The sequence below is a fragment of the Micromonospora sp. NPDC047812 genome (genome assembly GCF_040704175.1).
Classification (GTDB): domain Bacteria; phylum Actinomycetota; class Actinomycetes; order Mycobacteriales; family Micromonosporaceae; genus Micromonospora.
In genome coordinates this window covers 405561-422067 of record NZ_JBEYRY010000005.1, presented here as the reverse complement: position 1 = coordinate 422067, position 16507 = coordinate 405561, and the positions used below count along the sequence as shown (strand labels likewise).

The following is a 16507-nucleotide window of genomic DNA, read 5'->3' as shown; positions in this document are numbered from 1 at the left end:
TCTAGCCTGGGTCGGTAGGTCACACCACACCGCCCAGGAGACGATCATGAGGAACGTGCCGAAGCCCGTACTCACCGCCCAGCAGCTCCGGGTGCTCGAACTCGTCGCCGAGGGGTACGACAACGCGGGCATCGCGCGGGAGCTGCGCTGCTCACCACACAGCGTGAAGAACATGATCTACGACCTCATGGCCCGGTTGCAGGTCTCCAACCGGGTCCATGCGACCGCGTACGCCATCCGGCACGGGCTGATCTGACCCGGCTCAGATCAGCCCGTCGCGCAGGGCGCAGGCCACGGCCTGCGCCCGGTTGCGCACCTGCCAGCGGCGGGTGATCGTGTGCACGATGCCGGTCACCGTACGGACCGAGTAGGCCAGCGAGCGCGCGATCTCCTCGGTCTCGTGCCCGTCGGCGAGCATGAGCAGCACCGCCCGCTCCCGCTTGGTGAGCTGCCGGGCCGCCGGCCGATCCGGCACCCGGTCGGCGGCCCGGGTCAGCAGGTCCGACGGCACGGTGAAGCTGCCGTCCGCCGTCGCCCGGATCGCCGGACGCAGCCGGTCCGGGCTGACCTCGCACCGGCGCAGCAGCCCGCCGGCCCCCGCCTCCACGGCCTCGACCACGTCCGACTCCCGCAACCTGTCGGCCACCAGCAGCACCCGCCGGCCGGCGCGGGACAGCGAACGCACCAGGACCAGCACCGCGTCGCCGACCTCGTCGGCCACCATCAGCACCACGTCCGGCCGGTCGACCACCACGGTCAGCTCGGGGCACCCCTGCACCATGTCGTCGACACCCGCCCGTACCGCCGGGTCGGCGGCGACGACCTGCACCCGTATCCGCTCGTCCATGCGCACCACTCCAGAAACTCGTCGCTGACGGACGGCAACGAGAATGTCACCGGGGCTGCGGCGACCGGTACGGGGAACGGCCCCCATATTCCTCATCGGCCGGCGGCCCGGCCGCCCGGACTCACCCCGCGGTGGGGCGCGCGTCATCGAGCCGGCCGGCGACTCACCCCGGCACCCCGAGCACGTGCGTGCTGCCGGTGCGCGCCGGCCACGGCAGCGCCGCCCGGTCGAGCTTGCCGTTGCCGGTGGCGGGAAAGCCGTCCACGAACACCACCGCGGCCGGCACCATGTAGTCCGGCAGCGCGGCGGCCACGTGCCGGCGCAGCTCCCGTACGGTCGGGCGGCAGCCGGGTGCCGGCACGACGTAGACCACCAGCGCGCGGTCACCGTCGGGGTCCGGCCGGGCCAGTGCCACCACGTCCTTCACGCCGGCGTGCCCGCGCAGGCGGTGCTCGACCTCGGCCAACTCCACCCGGGCGCCACGGATCTTGACCTGCCCGTCGACCCGGCCGAGGAAGGTCAGCACCCCGTCGGGGCCGAAACTCGCCCGGTCGCCGGTGCGGTAGAGCCGGCCCCGCGGATCGGGCCCGAGCGTGTCCGGGACGAACCGCTGCCGGGTCAGCTCCGGCTGACGGTGGTAGCCGAGGGCGAGGACGTCGCCGCCGATGAGCAGGTCGCCCGGCACGCCCGCCGGGCACGGCCGCAGGTCCTCGTCGACCACCCAGTACTGCGCGTTGTCGATCGGCCGCCCGTACGGGATGCTCCGCCAGGCCGGGTCGACCGCGCCGACCTCGAACCAGTTCGACCAGACGGTCGCCTCGGTGGCGCCGCCGAGGCTGACGATCGTCGCCCGGGTGAAGACCGACCGCACCTCGTCGGGCAGCGTCAACGGCGTGTAGTCGCCGCTGAGGTAGACCAGCCGCAGGTCGCCGGTGCCGGCGGCGCCCCGGTGCCCGCCGAGCAGCGGCGCGAGGTGGGCCAGCGTGGTCGGCGCGGAGTTCCAGTACGTCACCGGCTCACGCAGCAGCACGTCGAGCAGCAGTTCCGGGTCGCGCCGCTGCGCGTCGTCGGCGACGTAGACGCCCGCCCCGTACGCGGGCAGGCCGAGCAGGTCGAAGACGGACAGGTCGAAGCCGAGCGAGGTGACCGACAGGCCCAGGTCGTGCGGGCCGAAGCCGTGCGTACGACGGCACCAGGCGAGGAGGTTGTGCAGCGACCGGTGCGCCACGGCGACGCCGTTGGGCCGGCCGGTGCTGCCGGAGGTGAAGACCACGTAGGCGGTGGAGTCCGCGCCGGTGCCGGGTTCCGGAGGGTGCTCCTCGCGGGGGTCCGCGACCGGGGCGTCGGCGCCCACCGGGCGCACCCCCGGCGGCAGCGGCCAGCCGTCCTCGCCCTCGGCGACGACGAGCAGCCGCACACCGGCCTCGGCCAGCAGGGTGTGCGCGCGCTCGGCGGGCAGCGTCGGCTCGACCGGCACGTAGCAGCCGCCCGCCTTCAGCACCCCGTACACGGCGACCGCCAGCAGCGGGCCGCGTGGCACCCGGATGCCCACCGGCGTCTCGGGCCCGACCCCGTTGTCGCGCAGCGCCCACGCCAGCCGGTTGGCGAGCCGGTCCAGCTCGGCGAAGGTCAGCGCGCCGCCGGCCCAGCGCACCGCCACGGCGTGCGGGCGGAGCCGGGCCTGCGCCTCGAACAGCCGGTGCACCGGGCCGTCCGCGGCGTACGCGCGGGCGGTGGCGTTCCACGCCCGCTGCTGCGCGGCCGGATCGGGCGCGGCCGGTTCGGACGTCGCCGGCCCGGGTGCCGCCGGGTCGGCCGACGGGCGGCGCGGCGTGGTGGTCATCGGGTGCCGGCCAGCACGGCGCTGATCACGTCGGTCAGGTGCACCAGGAGCGGCGGCTTCATGATCCCGATGTGGTCCCCGGGCACCCGGTGCAGCTCGATCCCCCCGCCGATCAGCTCCTCCCACCGTTCGAGGTAGTCGGCGAACGTCTGGCCGCTGGACACCACGTGCTGGCCGTTGGCGAGCGCGTCGCTGGCGATGAGGTGCAGCCTGCCGGCGTAGCGGGGGTTCGGGTATTCGATGAGCGCCTGCAACGACTCCCGCCAGACCCGGACCATCCGCGGCCAGGCGGCGCCGACCCCACGCTCGGGCAGCGCCATGCCCTCCTTCTCGTCGATGTCGTTGGCCACCCGCTCGTAGAGGTCCATGATCTCGGCGCGCCGCTCGGGTGTGTCCGCCTCCGGCCCGCCCCGGTCGATCTCCAGCACCAGCTTCTCCAGCCGGCGCACGAAGCCCATCTGCTCGTAGAACTTCGGCCGGGTCTGCGCGTCCAGCACCGGGTCGAGGAGCATGAAGGTCACCTCCTCACCGGCGTCGAGCAGCAGGGTGGCCAGCTCCGCCGCGATCGTGCTGCCGCCGCACCAGCTGAACAGCCGGTACGGCCCGTGCGGCTGGGCGGCCCGCAGCTCGTCGAGGTGCCGGCGGGCCATCTCGGCGGCGGTGGGGATCGTGGCGTGGTCGCCGTGCGGCTTGGGCCACTCGAACGCCGCCAGCGGTAGCTGCGGGTCCAGGTACGGCAGGAAGCGCTGGAACCAGTGGGCGCTGCCGCCGCCGGGGTGGATGCAGAACAGCGGCGGGGTGCTGCCGCGCCGCAGCCACAGCAGCGCCCGGTTGCGGCTGCCGGGCGCGGCCGGCGCCTCGGGGCCGCCGACCGCGCCGTCGGTGATCGCGGCGGCCAGCCGCGCGACGGTCTGGTGCTCCAGGAAGGCCCGGAACGTCAGCTCCACGCCGTGCGACTCCCGCAGCAGCGAGATGATCCGCATCATCGCCATCGAGTGCCCGCCGAGGTCGAAGAAGTCGTCGTCGATGCCGACCCGGTCCAGCCGCAGCACCTGCGCCCAGGCGTCGGCGATGGTCCGCTCCAGCGGCGTGCGCGGCGCCACCGGCGCGACCTGCGCGGCGGCGGGCTTCGGCTCGGCCGCGATCAGCGCGCGGCGGTCGACCTTGCCCGAGGCGGTGACCGGGAACTGCCCGACGACGTGGCAGCGGGTCGGCACCATGTGCGCCGGCAGCCGGCGGCGCACGTGCTCGCGCAGCTCGGCCGGGGAAGGGGCGGCGCCGCAACTGCCGGCGGTGGGCCGGACGAACGCCACGAGCGTCGCCTCCTCGGTGCCCGCCGCGGCGACCGCGACGGCCGCGGCCTCGACGGCCGGGTGCGCCTGCAGCGCGTGCTCGACCTCGCCGAGCTCGATGCGGAAGCCGCGGACGCTGACCTGCTGGTCGCCGCGCCCGTGGAAGCGCAGCGAACCGTCGGCGGCGCGGGAGACCACGTCGCCGGTGCGGTACATCCGGCTGCCGGGCGGTCCGAACGGGTCCGGGACGAACCGGTCCGCGGTCAGCGCCGGACGGCCGAGGTAGCCGCGGGCCAGGCCCGCCCCGGCGACGTACAGCTCGCCGCGCACCCCGGCGGGCAGCGGTCGCCCGTCGACGTCGAGGACGTGGCACCGCACGTTCGCCAGCGGGGTGCCGATCGACGGCATCCGGTCCGGCGCGCCGGCGGCGACCGGTGCGTACGTGGCGGCGACGCACGCCTCGGTGGGGCCGTAGAGGTTGACGAAGGCGGCGTGCCGCGCCCACCGGTCGGCCTGCACGGCGGGGCACGCCTCGCCGCCGACCAGGGTGACCCGCAGCTGCGGGAAGTCCGCCGGGTCCAGCCGGCTCAGCATCGACGGCGGCAGGAAGAGGTGGGTCAGGGTGGCCGCCTCGCCGCGCAGGTCGCCCGGGTCGCGGTCGGGCGTGGGCAGCACCAGCTCGGCGCCGGCGGTGAGCGCGGCGACCAGCTCGGACACCGACGCGTCGAAGCCCACCGAGAAGAACTGGAGCATCCGGTCGCCCGGTCGGACGTCGAAGACCTCCTGCTGGGCGTGCCGGAGGTTGAGCAGCGCCCGGTGCGGTACGGCGACCCCCTTGGGCCGCCCGGTCGAGCCGGACGTGTACGTGACGTACGCCAGGTCCTCCGGTGCCACCGCCACCTCCGGCGCGGTGACCGGCATGTCGAGCTGGGCGGACTCGTCGGTCACGTCGACCGTCGGCACGCCCGCCGGACCGGCCTGGACGAGGCCGGCCGGCAGCCGCCCGGCGGCGAGCAGCACCGCCGCGCCCGTGTCGTCGAGCATGAACCGCAGCCGCTCGACCGGGTACGCCGGATCCAGCGGCAGGAACGCGCCGCCCGCCTTCAGCACGGCCAGGACGCTGACGGCGACGTCGGGCGTCCGCGGCAGGCAGATGCCGACGACCGTGCCCGGGCCGACGCCGAGCGTGCGCAGCCGGTGCGCCAGCCGATTCGCGCGTAGCTCCAGCTCGGCGTAGTAGACCTTGACGACGCCCTGCCGCAGCGCGACGGCGGTCGGCGCGGACCGGGCCTGCCGCTCGATCAGCCGGTGCACCGGTTGGTCGGTGGGGAAGGCCCGGTCGGTGCGGTTCGCCTCGACGAGGACCCGGTCGCGGTCGGCCGGCGCCAGCGTCACGGTCCGCGGCGACGACGACGACGGGGTCGCGGCCGGGGTCGCGTCGGGACCGGCGCCGGGGTCGCGGGCGGCACCGGTCCCGGCCGTGCTGGCGGCCATCGACGCCAGCACCTGCCGGTAGGTCCGGCCGACCAGCTCCAGGTACGGCCGACCGATCCTGCTGGGCCGACCGAGCAGGCGCAGGTACCCGGGGAACGACACCGCGGAGAACGGCTGCTCGCTCGGGCTGAAGTCCGCCTCCAGGTCGATGCCGGAGCTCCAGTCGAGCATGTGGAAGTCCAGGTACGTGAAGCTGACGTCGACCAGCGCCGAGGCGTGCCGGCCGTCGCGCCGCATCGCGGCCATCGGGTAGCGCCGGTGCGGCCACATCCGCGCCTCCCGCGCGAAGACCGCCCGCACCAGTTCCGGCCAGCTCGCGGAGGTCAGGTCGGCGGGGAACGGCACCGTGTTCAGGTACATGCCGATCACCTCGTCGCCGCGCAGCCGCTCCGGCCGGCCGTTACCGACCAGCCCGGTGAAGAAGCGCTGCCGCCCGGTGACCACACCCCAGGCCGCGAGGTGGGCGGCGTGCAGCACGCTCTTCAGCGACGCCCCCGCGTCGGCCGCGAGCCGGCGCAGCGCCGGCTCCAGGTCGGCGTACTCGACGACGACCTGGCCCGGCGCGTCGTCGGCGCCGTCCGGCCCCTCGGCCCCGTCCACCCGGCCGCCCCACTCGGCCGGGATCTCCAGCTTGTCGGCGGCCGTGATGGTGGCGGTCCAGAAGTCCCGGTCGGCCGCCGAGCGCAGCGACTCCTGCTCGGCGGCGACGAAGTCGGCGAACCGGACGGCGGGCAGCGGCGCCGGCCGGGGTACGCCGCCACGGCGCAGCGTCCGGTAGTGCGCGAGCAGCTCGGCGATCACCGACGTGTGGCTCCAGCCGTCGAGGATCGCGTGACACTCGACGTGGGTGAGCCACCACTCGCGCTCGCCGGTCCGGTGCACCGTGTAGCGCAGCAGCGGCGGCACGGCCAGGTCGAACGGCACGGCGCGCTGGGCGAGCAGGAAGTCGTCGAGGACCTGGCGCTGCGCGGCCGGTGGCAGGTCCCGCAGGTCGTCCAGGTCCACCGGCAGCTCGGCGGTGCGGTGCACCAGCTGCAACGGCCGCGTGTAGCCGGCGAGCGCGAACGAGGTACGCAGGATCTCGTGCCGCCGCACCAGCAGCGCCGCCGCCGCGCGCAGGTCGGCCAGGTCGAACGGCGTCTCGTCCTCGATCCGGTAGCAGCTGACGTTCACGTAGACCGGCCGCTGCGCGGCCAGCATCTCGTACACCATCCCGGCCTGGATCTCGCCCATCAGGTACGCGTCGACCAGTCCCGGCGGCAGCAGCGCGCGGTCGGCGTCGGACAGCAGCGCGAACGGCGCCACGGCCGGCTGTTCGGCGGGCCGCTCCCCCGCGTCGGCCGGTCCCTCCGGCGCCCGCGTGCCGACCAGTTCGGCCAGCTCGGCCACCGTGGCGTGACTGAACAGGTCGTGCACCGACACCGGCAGGCCGGCCGCCCGCAGCGCCCCGACGGCACGGATCGCCCGGATCGAGTCGCCGCCGTGTGCGAAGAACGCGTCGTGCCGGCCCACCGCGTCGACGCCGAGCGCGTCGGCCACGGCGCGCGCGATCGTCCGCTCCACCGGGGTGTGCGGCGCTTCCGCCGCCGGCCCGGCGCTGGTGGGCGGCGCGGGCAGCGCGCGATGGTCGACCTTGCCGGCGGCGGTCAGCGGCAGCGCGTCGAGCACCACCCACCGCGCGGGCACCAGCTGCCGGGGCAGCCGGGCCCGGGCGTGCGCCGCGACCCCGTCCCGGTCGAGCGCCGGACCGGCCGCGTCGCCCGAGCCGACGAGGTACGCGACGAGCCGGTCGTCGTGCACGGTGACCACGGCGGCGGCGACGTCCGGATGCGCGGTGAGCACCGCCTCGACCTCGCCCGGCTCGATCCGGTGCCCGTGCAGCTTCACCTGCCGGTCCAGCCGGCCCAGGTACTCGATCGTGCCGTCGGCGCGGTGCCGGGCCAGGTCGCCGGTGCGGTAGAGCCGGCCTCCCGGCTGCGTGCCGAACGGGTCCGGCACGAACCGGTCGGCCGTGTGCGCGGGGCGGCCGAGGTAGCCGCGGGCGAGCTGGACGCCGGCCACCACCAGCTCGCCCGGCACGCCGGCCGGCAGCAGCCGAAGGTCCGGGTCGACGACGTGGACGCGGGTGTTGGCGACCGGCCGGCCGATCGTGACCGGCTCCCCGGGCAGGCACCGCGCGGCGGTCACGTCGATCGTCGCCTCGGTGGGGCCGTAGAGGTTGTGCAGCTCGCCGCCGATCCGCTCGTGCACGGCCGCCGCCAGCTCGGCCGGGAGCGGCTCGCCGCTGGCGAAGATCCGGCGTACCGAGGGCAGCTCGCCGGTCTGCGTGTCGAGGAAGGCGCGCAGCATCGACGGCACGAAGTGCAGGGTGGTGACGCCGTGCTCGGCGATCGTCGCGGCCAGGTACGCCGGGTCGCGGTGCCCGCCGGGGCGGGCGACGACGAGCGTCGCGCCGGTGACCAGCGGCCAGAACAGCTCCCAGACCGAGACGTCGAAGCCGTACGGCGTCTTGTGCAGCACCCGGTCGGTGGCGTCGAGCGGGTACTCGCGCTGCATCCAGGCCAGCCGGTTGACCAGCGCGCGGTGGGTGATCACGACGCCCTTGGGCCGGCCGGTCGAGCCGGAGGTGTGCAGCACGTACGCCGGGTGGTCCGGGTCCGGGTCGGGGTCGCCGGGCAGCGGCCCGGGCGGGGCGGCGCCGCCCGCGTCGGGCCGGACCACCGTGCGCGCGGCGGTACCGACGGTGTCCCGGTCGGTCACCACGACCCGTACCGCGGCGTCGGTGAGCAGCTGCTCCAGCCGCTGCGGCGGACTCTCGGTGTCCAGCGGCAGGTAGGCGCCGCCGGCGGTGAGCACGGCCAGCAGCGCGGTCACCAGGTCCGGGCCGCGCTCCAGGCACACCCCGACCACCGACTCGGGGCCGACCCCGGCCGCGCGCAGCCGGAGCGCCAGCGCGGTCACGCGGGCGTCGAGTTCGGCGTACGACAGGCTGCGGTCCGCCGCCCGCACGGCCACCGCCTCCGCGGTGGCGGCCGCCTGGGCCCGGAACAGCGCCGGCAGCGTGGCGGCCGGCACGTCGGTCGCGGTGTCGTTCCAGCCGTCGAGCAGCTGCTCGCGCTCGGCCGGCGGGAGCATGTCGATGTCTGCCAGCGGGGTGTCCGGGGCCGCCGCCACGCCGGCCAGCAGCTGCCCGACGTGTGCGGCGAACCGCTCGATCGTGCCGCGGTCGAACAGGCTGGTGGCGTAGACCACGGCGCCGGCGAGCGAACCGTCGGGGCACGGGGACACCGACAGGGTCAGGTCGAACTTGGCGTCGGCGAACGGGATCGGCACCGACAGGACGTCCGCCCCCGGCACCTGGAAGCTCTCCGGCCCGGCCTCCTGCCAGACGAACATCGTCGAGAACAGCGCGGTCCGCGCGGGGTCGCGGACCGGCGCCAGCTCCTCGACCAGCTGCTCGAAGGGCAGCTCCTGGTGGGCGAAGGCGTCCAACGAGGTACGCCGGACCCGCTCGACCAGCTCGCCGAACGTCGGATCGTCGGCCAGGTCGGCCCGCACCACGACGGTGTCCACGAAGAGCCCGATGAGGCCCTGCACGTCGTCGTGCCCACGCCCGGCGACCGGCGTGCCGACCGTGACGTCGGTCCGGCCGCTCCACCGCCCGAGCACGACCGCGTACGCCGCCAGCAGGACCATGAACGGCGTGGCGTGGTGGCGGCGGGCCAGCTGCCCCAGGGCCGCCGCGACCGTGGCCGGCACGGTGAACGGCACGACGTCGCCGGCGGAGTCCCGTACCGCCGGCCGCGGCCGGTCGGCCGGCAGGTCCACCGGCGTGGCGCCGGCGAGCTGGCGGCGCCAGTACGGCAGCTGGGTCTCGCGCAGCTCGGCGGTCCGCTGCCGCTGCCAGGCCGCCACGTCGGCGTACTGCACCCGCAGCGGCGGAAGGGCGGCCGGGCGGCCGTCGAGCGCGGCGGTGTAGCGGTGGCGCAGCTCGTCCAGCAGCAGGCCCTCCGACCAGAGGTCCATGGCGATGTGGTGGGTGGTGAGCAGCAGCAGGTGCTGGTCGGGCTCCCGCCGCACGAGCAGGGCGCGGAACACCGGCCCGGCGGCCAGGTCGATCGGTTCGCGGTCGACCGAGACGAGCCGGTTCAGCAACCGGCACTGGGTCTCGCTGTCGAGGTGGGTGAGGTCGCGGATCGGCAGCGGGACCGGGGCGGGCGGGTCGATCAGCTGCACCGGCTCGCCGTCGGGGCCGACCGGGTATCGGGTGCGCAGCACCTCGTGCCGTGCCACCAGCCCGTCGAGCGCGGCCCGCAGCGCGGGGACGGCCAACCGGCTGCCGGGCCGGTCGGTGACGTGCAGCGCGATCTGCACCAGGTACTCGACGCCGCCGGGGCGCAGCCGGTCGAGGATCCACAGCCGGCGCTGGGCGTGCGACAGCGGTGGCGGGTCCACCCGGGACACCGGGGGGATGCCCGGCTCGGGGAGCGGTTCGAGGCCGAGCAGCCGGCGCTCCAGCAGCTTCTCGTGCGGGGTGGGCGACTCCAGCATCTCGGTCATCGGGTTCCTTCCCGGGCGGCTCGGGACAGCAGGTCCTGCACCTGGCTGTCGGAGAGTCGGCTGACGTCGGCGCGGACCGCGGCGGTGACCACGGCCGCGAGTGCGGCCACCGAGGTGGCCTCGAACAGGACCTGCAGGGGGAGATCGACGGCGAACGCCTGCCGCAGCGCGGTACGCACCCGGGCGACCAGCAGCGAGTGGCCGCCGAGGTCGAAGAAGTCGTCGTCGGCGGTGATGTCGTCGACGCCGAGCAGCCTCGACCAGATCCCGGCGACGGCCTGCCCGACCGGGTCGGCCGGCGGCGCCGCGGCGGGTGCCGGCGCCTGGACTGGTGGCGGCGCCGGGACTGGTGGCGGCGCCGGGACTGGTGGCGGCGGATCCGCCGCAGCCGCCGGCACGGTCGGCGCGCCGGGTGCCGGGGCCGGCCGGACCGCCGGGGCCTCCGGTTCGCGGGCCAACCGCTCCAGCAGCGCCACGTACTCCTCGGCGAGCCGCCGCATCGTCGTCCGGTCGAACAGGCCGCCGGCGTACTCGAGAACGCACCGCAGGTCGCCGGCCCCGGTGCGGCAGACCGTGAACACCAGGTCGAACTTGGCGTCGGTGGCGTTCATGGGCAGCGGCTCCACCGTGGCGCCGCCGAGCGTGCCGGGCGTCTCCGCCGTGTGCAGGACCTGGAACATGATCTCGAACAGCGGGTTGCGGGCGGGGTCGCGGCGGGGCCGGACCGCCGCGACGACGTCCTCGAACGGGACGTCGTTGTGCATGAGCGCGGCCAGTACCGTCGTGCGCACCCGGTCCAGCACCTCGGCGAACGACGGCCGGCCCGCCAGGTCGGTCCGCAGCACCAGGGTGTTGACGAAGAAGCCGATCAGGTCCTCGGTCTCCGGCGCGTCCCGCCCGGCGGCGGGCATCCCGACGGCGATGTCCGTGCGGCCGGTCCGGTGCGCCAGCAGCACCTGGAAGGCGGCCAGCAGGGTCATGAAGGCGCTCGTGCCGTACCGCTCGCCGGCGGCGGCGACCAACCGGGCGACGCGCCGCGGCACGTCCACGGCGAGCATGTCGCCGACGGGGTCACGGCGGGCGCCGCGCGGGCGGTCGGTGGGCAGCAGGACCGGTTCGAGCCCGGCGAGCTGGTCCCGCCAGTAGCCGATGCCGGCCGCGCCGACGGCCTCGCGCCGGGCCCGCTGCCAGGCCGCGACGTCGGCGTACTGCACCGGCGGTGGCGCCGGCACGGGCCGCCCGGCCGCCAACGCGCGGTACGCGTGGTCCAGGTCGCGCAGCAGCACGTCGCACGACCAGGCGTCGGCGGCGATGTGGTGCAGGGTGAGGCCGACCAGATGCTCCGTCGGCGCGAGCCGTACCACCACGACCCGCAGCGGGTGCTCCCGGCGCAGGTCGAACGGCCGGCCCGCCGTCGTGTCGAGCAGGGCCGCCGCCCGGGTTCCGGCGTCCGGTCCGGCGGTCAGGTCCACGACCGTGACGTCGGCCGGACCGGGCGGGTCGACGACCTGCACCGGCTCGCCGTCGCTGTCCCGGTACCGGGTGCGCAGCACCTCGTGCCGGCCGACGACCGCGGTCACGGCGCGGGCGAACACGGCGGGATCCCACGGCCCGCGCAGGCGCAGCCGCAGCCAGACGAGGTATTCGGTGCCGTCGCCGTGCAGCCCGTCGAGGAACCACAGCCGCTCCTGGCCCGGCGACAGCCGCAGCGCGCCGGTGCGCGACACCGGCCGGATCCGGGTTCCGCTCGGCGGCGGGGCGTTCGTCTGGGTGGGCATCCGGCTCGGCATCGGCGGTCTCCCCTTCACCGGCGGTCGGCGTCGGATCGAGACTGGTGGACGCGAGCAGGCCGGAACCAGAGAAGGACCGGCAACGCCTCTGCCGGTCCTTCTCTGTCCCGGCCCGAGCCGCGATCGGCACAGTGACATCGAGTCGGCGGGCGGGGACACCGGACAAAGGACCGGGTACGGACGCCCGGGACGGGACACCGACGACGGCCTCTGCTACGAAAGGTGCGGCGACATGCCCGGGACGATCGCGGTACGGACGATGGCGTCGTTCCTGCCGGAACGGTCGGTCGCGGTGGCGGAGCTGCCGGAGCTGGCGTACCTGGGGCCGGCCGAGCGGGAACTCTGCGCCGGCCTCGGGATCGACCGGGTGCGTACCGACCCGGAGCTGGACGCGTTCGACCTGGCCGCGGGCGCCGCCACCCGGGCGCTGACCGCCGCCGGGCTGGCCCCGGCCCGGATCGGGGCGCTGGTCGTGGTGGAGTCCCGCGCGCCGGCAACGCTGATGAGTTCCGCCGAGACCCGGCTACAGGCGTACCTCGGCGCCGAGCGGGCCCTGACCTTCTCCGTCGGCGGGCTGGGCTGCGTGTCGAGCACGCCGGCGCTGCTGGTGGCGCGCGGCCTGCTGGCCGCCGACCCGGACCTGACCGACGTCCTCGTCGTGCACGGCAGTACGCCGGCCACGCCGCGACGCTACCGGCACCCCGTCACCGTCAGCGGCGACGGGGGCATGGCCGTGGTCGTCTCGCGGGACGGGCCGCTGCGGGTGCGCGACGTGCTCCAGGAGACCGACGGCCGCTACTGGGACCTGTTCCGGGTGGACTACCGCGACCGCCCGTCGGCCCGCTGGACCGAGCAGTGCCGCGACCCTCGGGAGTACTCCTTCCAGCTGGCGCTGGAGAGCCGCAACCGGCTGCGTGCGATGTACCGGCGCCTGCTGGACCGCAACGGGCTGACGCCGTCGGACGTCGCCCGGCACGTGAGCCACAACCTGTCGGCGGGCGCGTTCCGGTTCGTCGAGGAGACGCTCGGGGTGGAGGTCGCCTCGACCTGCCACGACAACCTGCGCGACCTGGGCCACCTCGGCGCGAACGACGTCCTGCTCAACCTGGCGACCGAGATCGGCACCGGGCGGCTGCGGGGCGGCGAGCGGGCCGTGCTGGTCAGCTCCAGCCCCGTGGCCGCCTGGAGCATGGCGCTGGTCGAGTTCGACGGCGATCCCGCGGCCGTCGCGGGTGACTGAGATGGGAGTGGGGATGGGAGCACCGGACCGGCCCGCGGTGGCGCGGGAGCTGCACGACTTCATCGCCCCGGCGGTGTCCGGACCGATCGGCCCGGACGAGGACTACTTCGCGCTCGGCCTGCTCAACTCGCTGTTCGCGATCGAGCTGGTGGTGTTCGTGGAGCGGCGCTTCGACATCGAGGTCGAGGTGGCCGACCTCGACCTCGACCACTTCCGTACGATCTCCCGACTGACCGACTTCGTGCTGGCCAAGACCGCCGGCCGCGCCGGAATCCCGGCGTGACCGCCACGGTCGCGCCGCCGGCGCTCGACGACCTCGGGGACGACCTCGCCGCGGCGGCGCGCGACGAGGCGGCCCGCTGGGACCGGGACGGCGCGCTGCCCGCGGGGGTACGCCGCGCCGCGGCAGCCGCCGGGCTGCTCACCGCTGACCTGCCGGTCGGCCACGGCGGCCTCGGCGCCACGCCGGCGCAGGTCGGTGAGCTGTGCGCCCGGCTCGGCGGCGTGTGCGGCGCGCTGCGCGCGCTGGTCACCGTGCAGGGCATGGTCGCCGCGGCCGTACTGCGCTGGGGCACCGCCGAGCAGCGGACGCGCTGGCTGCCCGCGTTCGCCCGCGGTGAGCTGCTCGCCGGCTTCGCCGCCACCGAGGCCGGCGCGGGCAGCGACCTGACCGCCGTCGACACCCGCATCCGTGCCGTCGCCGGTGGCCGGCAGCCGACCCTGGAGCTGACCGGCGCCAAGCGCTGGGTGACCTTCGGCCAGGTCGCCGACGTGCTGCTGGTGCTCGGGGTGCTGGACGGCCGGCACACCGCCGTGCTCGTCGAGACCGACCGGGCCGGCGTGACGCGGCAGCCGGTCGAGGGCCAACTCGGCCTGCGGGCCGCCCAGCTGGCCCACATCCAGCTCGACGGCGTACGGGTCCCGGCGGCGAACCGCGTCGCACCGCCCGGGTTCGGGCTGTCGCATGTCGCGGCCACCGCACTCGACCACGGCCGGTTCACGGTCGGCTGGGGCTGCGTGGGCATGGCCGAGGCGTGCCTGCGGGACATGGCCGACCACGTCCTCACCCGCCGGCAGGGCGGCACCCCGCTCGCCGGGCACCAGACCGTACGGGGGCTGCTGGGCCGGGCCGCGGTGGACACCGCCGCCGCGCGGGAGCTCGCCGCCCGGGCCGCCCGGTGGCGGGCCGCCGGTGCTCCCGACGCGATCGCCGGCACGGTCGCGGCGAAGTACGCGGCTGCGCGCACCGCCGCCCTGGTCGCCGGTACGGCCGTGCAGGTCCTCGGTGCGGCCGGCTGCGCACCGGACAGCCGGGCCGGCCGGTTCTACCGGGACGCCAAGGTCATGGAGATCATCGAAGGCTCCGCCCAGGTGGCCGAACTGCACATCGCCGACCACCTGCTGCGGCGCGCCCGCGCGACCCGACCGGGAGGGCGGCCGTGACCAGCATGGTGAAGTGCCTGGTCTGGGACCTCGACGACACACTGTGGGACGGCGTCGTGCTGGAGGGCGACGAGCCGGTGCCGTTCCCCGCCGCCGTACGCACGCTGCACGCCCTGGACCGGCGCGGCGTCCTGCACGCCGTGGCCAGCCGGGGCGAGCGCGCCGCCGCCACCGCCCACCTGGCCGCGCACGGCCTGCTCGACCTGTTCACCCGGATCGAGGTGGGCTGGGGCGCCAAGTCCCTCGCGGTCGCCCGGATCGCCGCCGACCTGGGCATCGGCCTGGACACCGTCGCGTTCGTCGACAACGACCCGGTGGAACGCGCCGAGGTGGCCGCCGCGCTGCCGGTCGTGCGCTGCCACCCGGCCGACGCCGTCGCCGGGCTGCCGGCGCTGCCCGGGTTCACCCGTGACTTCGTCACCGAGGAGTCCCGGCAACGCCGCCAGCTCTACCGCACCGACGAGCGGCGCCGGGCCGCCGAGGCCACGCATGCCGGGCCGCCCGCGGACTTCCTCGCCTCGCTCGGCCTGGTGCTGGAGGTGCGCCGGGCCGGCCCGGCCGACCTCGCCCGGGCGCACGAGCTGACCGTACGCACCCACCAGCTGAACACCACCGGCGTGACGTTCAGCCTGGCGGAGCTGCGCGCGCTGTGCGCGTCGCCCCGGCACGAGGTGCTGGTGGCGCGGCTGCGGGACAGGTTCGGCTCCTACGGAACGGTCGGGCTGGCCGTCACCGAGTTGCAGCCGACCGCGACCGTACTGCGGCTGCTGCTGATGTCGTGCCGAGTGCTGTCCCGCGGTGCCGGCGCGGCCCTGCTGGACCACCTCGTGCACACCGCGCTCGCCGCCGGCCGGCGCCCGGTGGCGGAGTTCGTGCCCACCGCGGTCAACCGGCAGATGCTGGTCACCCTGCGGTTCGCCGGCTTCGCCGTCGAGGACGACGCGGGCGACCGGTGGACGCTCGCGATCGACCCGGCCCGGCCGCCGGCCGCGCGGGCGCACCCCGTGCGGGTGGTGGCCGCGTGAGCGAGCCCGGCGAGCGAGTCATCGGACGCGGCGCGGCGAAGCCTCGTGCGCGCGGCGAGCGGAACGAGGGGGGCGCATGAGCGGCACCGTCGGGGTGGTCGGCGCCGGCACGATGGGCCTCGGCATCGCCCAGTGCCTGGCCGAGGGCGGGTACGACGTGGTCGTGGTCGACCCGGCGGTCGGAGCGGCGGCCGGGGCGGCAGCGGCAGCGGGCCGGCTGCGTACCGGGCTGCGGCAGGCCCGGCTGCTCGCCCCGCACCGCGCGGGCGAGCCGGTGGCCCGGGTGATCGAGCGGATCAGCTGGACCGACCGGACCGCCGGGCTCGACCGGGCCGGGTACGTGATCGAGTGCGCGCCGGAACGCATACCCCTGAAGGAACGGATCTTCGGCGAGCTGGACGCCGTCTGTCCACCGACGACGGTGCTCGCGTCGGTCACCTCCGCCGTCCCGATCGAACGGCTCGCCGCCAGCACCCGCCGGCCGGAGCGGGTGGTCGGGACGCACTTCATGAACCCGGCGCCTCTCAGGGCGAGCGTCGAGGTGGTGCGGGCGCCGCGGACCAGCGCGGACACCCTCCAGCGCACCCTCGACCTGCTCGCCGCGATCGGCAAGACCGGCATCGTGGTCGCCGACGGACCGGGCTTCGTGATCAATCGCGTGCTGATGCTCACCGTGAACGAGGCCGCCGAGGTCGTCGGCCGGGGAACCGCCGACGCCGCGACCGTCGACCGGGTCTTCCAGGACTGCCTCGGTCACCCGACGGGCCCGCTGCGTACCGCCGACCTGATCGGCCTGGACACCGTCGTCGACACGCTCCTGGTGCTGCTCGAATGCACCGGCGACCCCCGCTTCCGGCCCGGACGCACGCTGCGGGAACTGGTCGCTGCGGGCAGGTACGGGCGCAAGAGCGGCAGCGGTTTCCACCAGTACCCGCAGCCGGTCGCGACCGCCACCTGACCACCGCCGAGATCC

Annotated in this window: 10 protein-coding genes; 6 read left to right on the top strand and 4 right to left on the bottom strand. The window is 75.8% G+C overall.

The window, feature by feature from the left end; all coding sequences use genetic code 11:
• The first annotated feature begins 46 nt into the window (after positions 1-46).
• A complete protein-coding gene (locus AB0883_RS21620) occupies positions 47-256 on the top strand; it encodes a helix-turn-helix transcriptional regulator (protein ID WP_366642950.1) in 210 nt (69 codons plus the stop codon).
• Between the two features lie 6 nt (positions 257-262).
• On the opposite strand, the gene AB0883_RS21615 is transcribed toward AB0883_RS21620, so the two are convergent.
• The 4 genes from AB0883_RS21615 to AB0883_RS21600 form a co-directional block, all read right to left on the bottom strand.
• A complete protein-coding gene (locus AB0883_RS21615) occupies positions 263-847 on the bottom strand; it encodes a response regulator transcription factor (RefSeq protein ID WP_366642949.1) in 585 nt (194 codons plus the stop codon).
• A 163-nt stretch (positions 848-1010) separates the two neighbouring features.
• Positions 1011-2690 carry an amino acid adenylation domain-containing protein gene (locus tag AB0883_RS21610; RefSeq protein ID WP_366642948.1) on the bottom strand — a complete coding sequence of 560 codons (1680 nt, stop codon included), beginning with the start codon at positions 2688-2690 and terminating at the stop codon, positions 1011-1013.
• On the bottom strand, positions 2687-10036 hold the full coding sequence (locus AB0883_RS21605) for an amino acid adenylation domain-containing protein (RefSeq protein ID WP_366642947.1): 7350 nt from the start codon (positions 10034-10036) through the stop codon (positions 2687-2689). Before AB0883_RS21605 ends, AB0883_RS21610 begins: the two co-directional genes overlap by 4 nt.
• Complete coding sequence (locus tag AB0883_RS21600; RefSeq protein WP_366642946.1) at positions 10033-11826, bottom strand: condensation domain-containing protein; 1794 nt, start codon at positions 11824-11826, stop codon at positions 10033-10035. The genes AB0883_RS21605 and AB0883_RS21600 overlap by 4 nt, the downstream gene beginning before the upstream one ends.
• A gap of 232 nt (positions 11827-12058) precedes the next feature.
• Here AB0883_RS21600 and AB0883_RS21595 point away from each other — a divergent pair, with 232 nt between their 5' ends.
• The 5 genes from AB0883_RS21595 to AB0883_RS21575 all read left to right on the top strand — a co-directional run bounded on the left by AB0883_RS21595 (position 12059) and on the right by AB0883_RS21575 (position 16492).
• Positions 12059-13066, top strand: coding sequence for a ketoacyl-ACP synthase III family protein (locus tag AB0883_RS21595; RefSeq protein ID WP_366642945.1), 1008 nt, complete (start codon positions 12059-12061; stop codon positions 13064-13066).
• 13 nt (positions 13067-13079) lie between these two features.
• Entirely contained in the window at positions 13080-13349 is a 270-nt protein-coding gene (locus AB0883_RS21590; RefSeq protein ID WP_151452852.1) for an acyl carrier protein, read from the top strand.
• The gene (locus AB0883_RS21585; RefSeq protein WP_366642944.1) at positions 13346-14509 is read left to right on the top strand and encodes an acyl-CoA dehydrogenase family protein; all 1164 of its coding nucleotides are present in this window, start codon (positions 13346-13348) and stop codon (positions 14507-14509) included. Before AB0883_RS21590 ends, AB0883_RS21585 begins: the two co-directional genes overlap by 4 nt.
• 5 nt (positions 14510-14514) lie before the next feature.
• Complete coding sequence (locus tag AB0883_RS21580) at positions 14515-15534, top strand: HAD-IIIC family phosphatase (RefSeq protein WP_366643025.1); 1020 nt, start codon at positions 14515-14517, stop codon at positions 15532-15534.
• A 76-nt stretch (positions 15535-15610) separates the two neighbouring features.
• On the top strand, positions 15611-16492 hold the full coding sequence (locus AB0883_RS21575; protein WP_366642943.1) for a 3-hydroxyacyl-CoA dehydrogenase family protein: 882 nt from the start codon (positions 15611-15613) through the stop codon (positions 16490-16492).
• Positions 16493-16507 lie beyond the last annotated feature (15 nt).

Excerpts from the sequence above, each read along its gene's own strand:
- AB0883_RS21590 (WP_151452852.1), top strand. The coding sequence starts at position 13,080 with ATGGGAGCACCGGACCGGCCCGCGGTGGCGCGGGAGCTGCACGACTTC.
- AB0883_RS21595 (WP_366642945.1), top strand. The coding sequence starts at position 12,059 with ATGCCCGGGACGATCGCGGTACGGACGATGGCGTCGTTCCTGCCGGAA.
- AB0883_RS21605 (WP_366642947.1), bottom strand. The coding sequence starts at position 10,036 with ATGACCGAGATGCTGGAGTCGCCCACCCCGCACGAGAAGCTGCTGGAG.
- AB0883_RS21615 (WP_366642949.1), bottom strand. The coding sequence starts at position 847 with ATGGACGAGCGGATACGGGTGCAGGTCGTCGCCGCCGACCCGGCGGTA.
- AB0883_RS21575 (WP_366642943.1), top strand. The coding sequence starts at position 15,611 with ATGAGCGGCACCGTCGGGGTGGTCGGCGCCGGCACGATGGGCCTCGGC.
- AB0883_RS21580 (WP_366643025.1), top strand. The coding sequence starts at position 14,515 with ATGGTGAAGTGCCTGGTCTGGGACCTCGACGACACACTGTGGGACGGC.
- AB0883_RS21620 (WP_366642950.1), top strand. The coding sequence starts at position 47 with ATGAGGAACGTGCCGAAGCCCGTACTCACCGCCCAGCAGCTCCGGGTG.
- AB0883_RS21610 (WP_366642948.1), bottom strand. The coding sequence starts at position 2,690 with ATGACCACCACGCCGCGCCGCCCGTCGGCCGACCCGGCGGCACCCGGG.
- AB0883_RS21600 (WP_366642946.1), bottom strand. The coding sequence starts at position 11,826 with ATGCCGAGCCGGATGCCCACCCAGACGAACGCCCCGCCGCCGAGCGGA.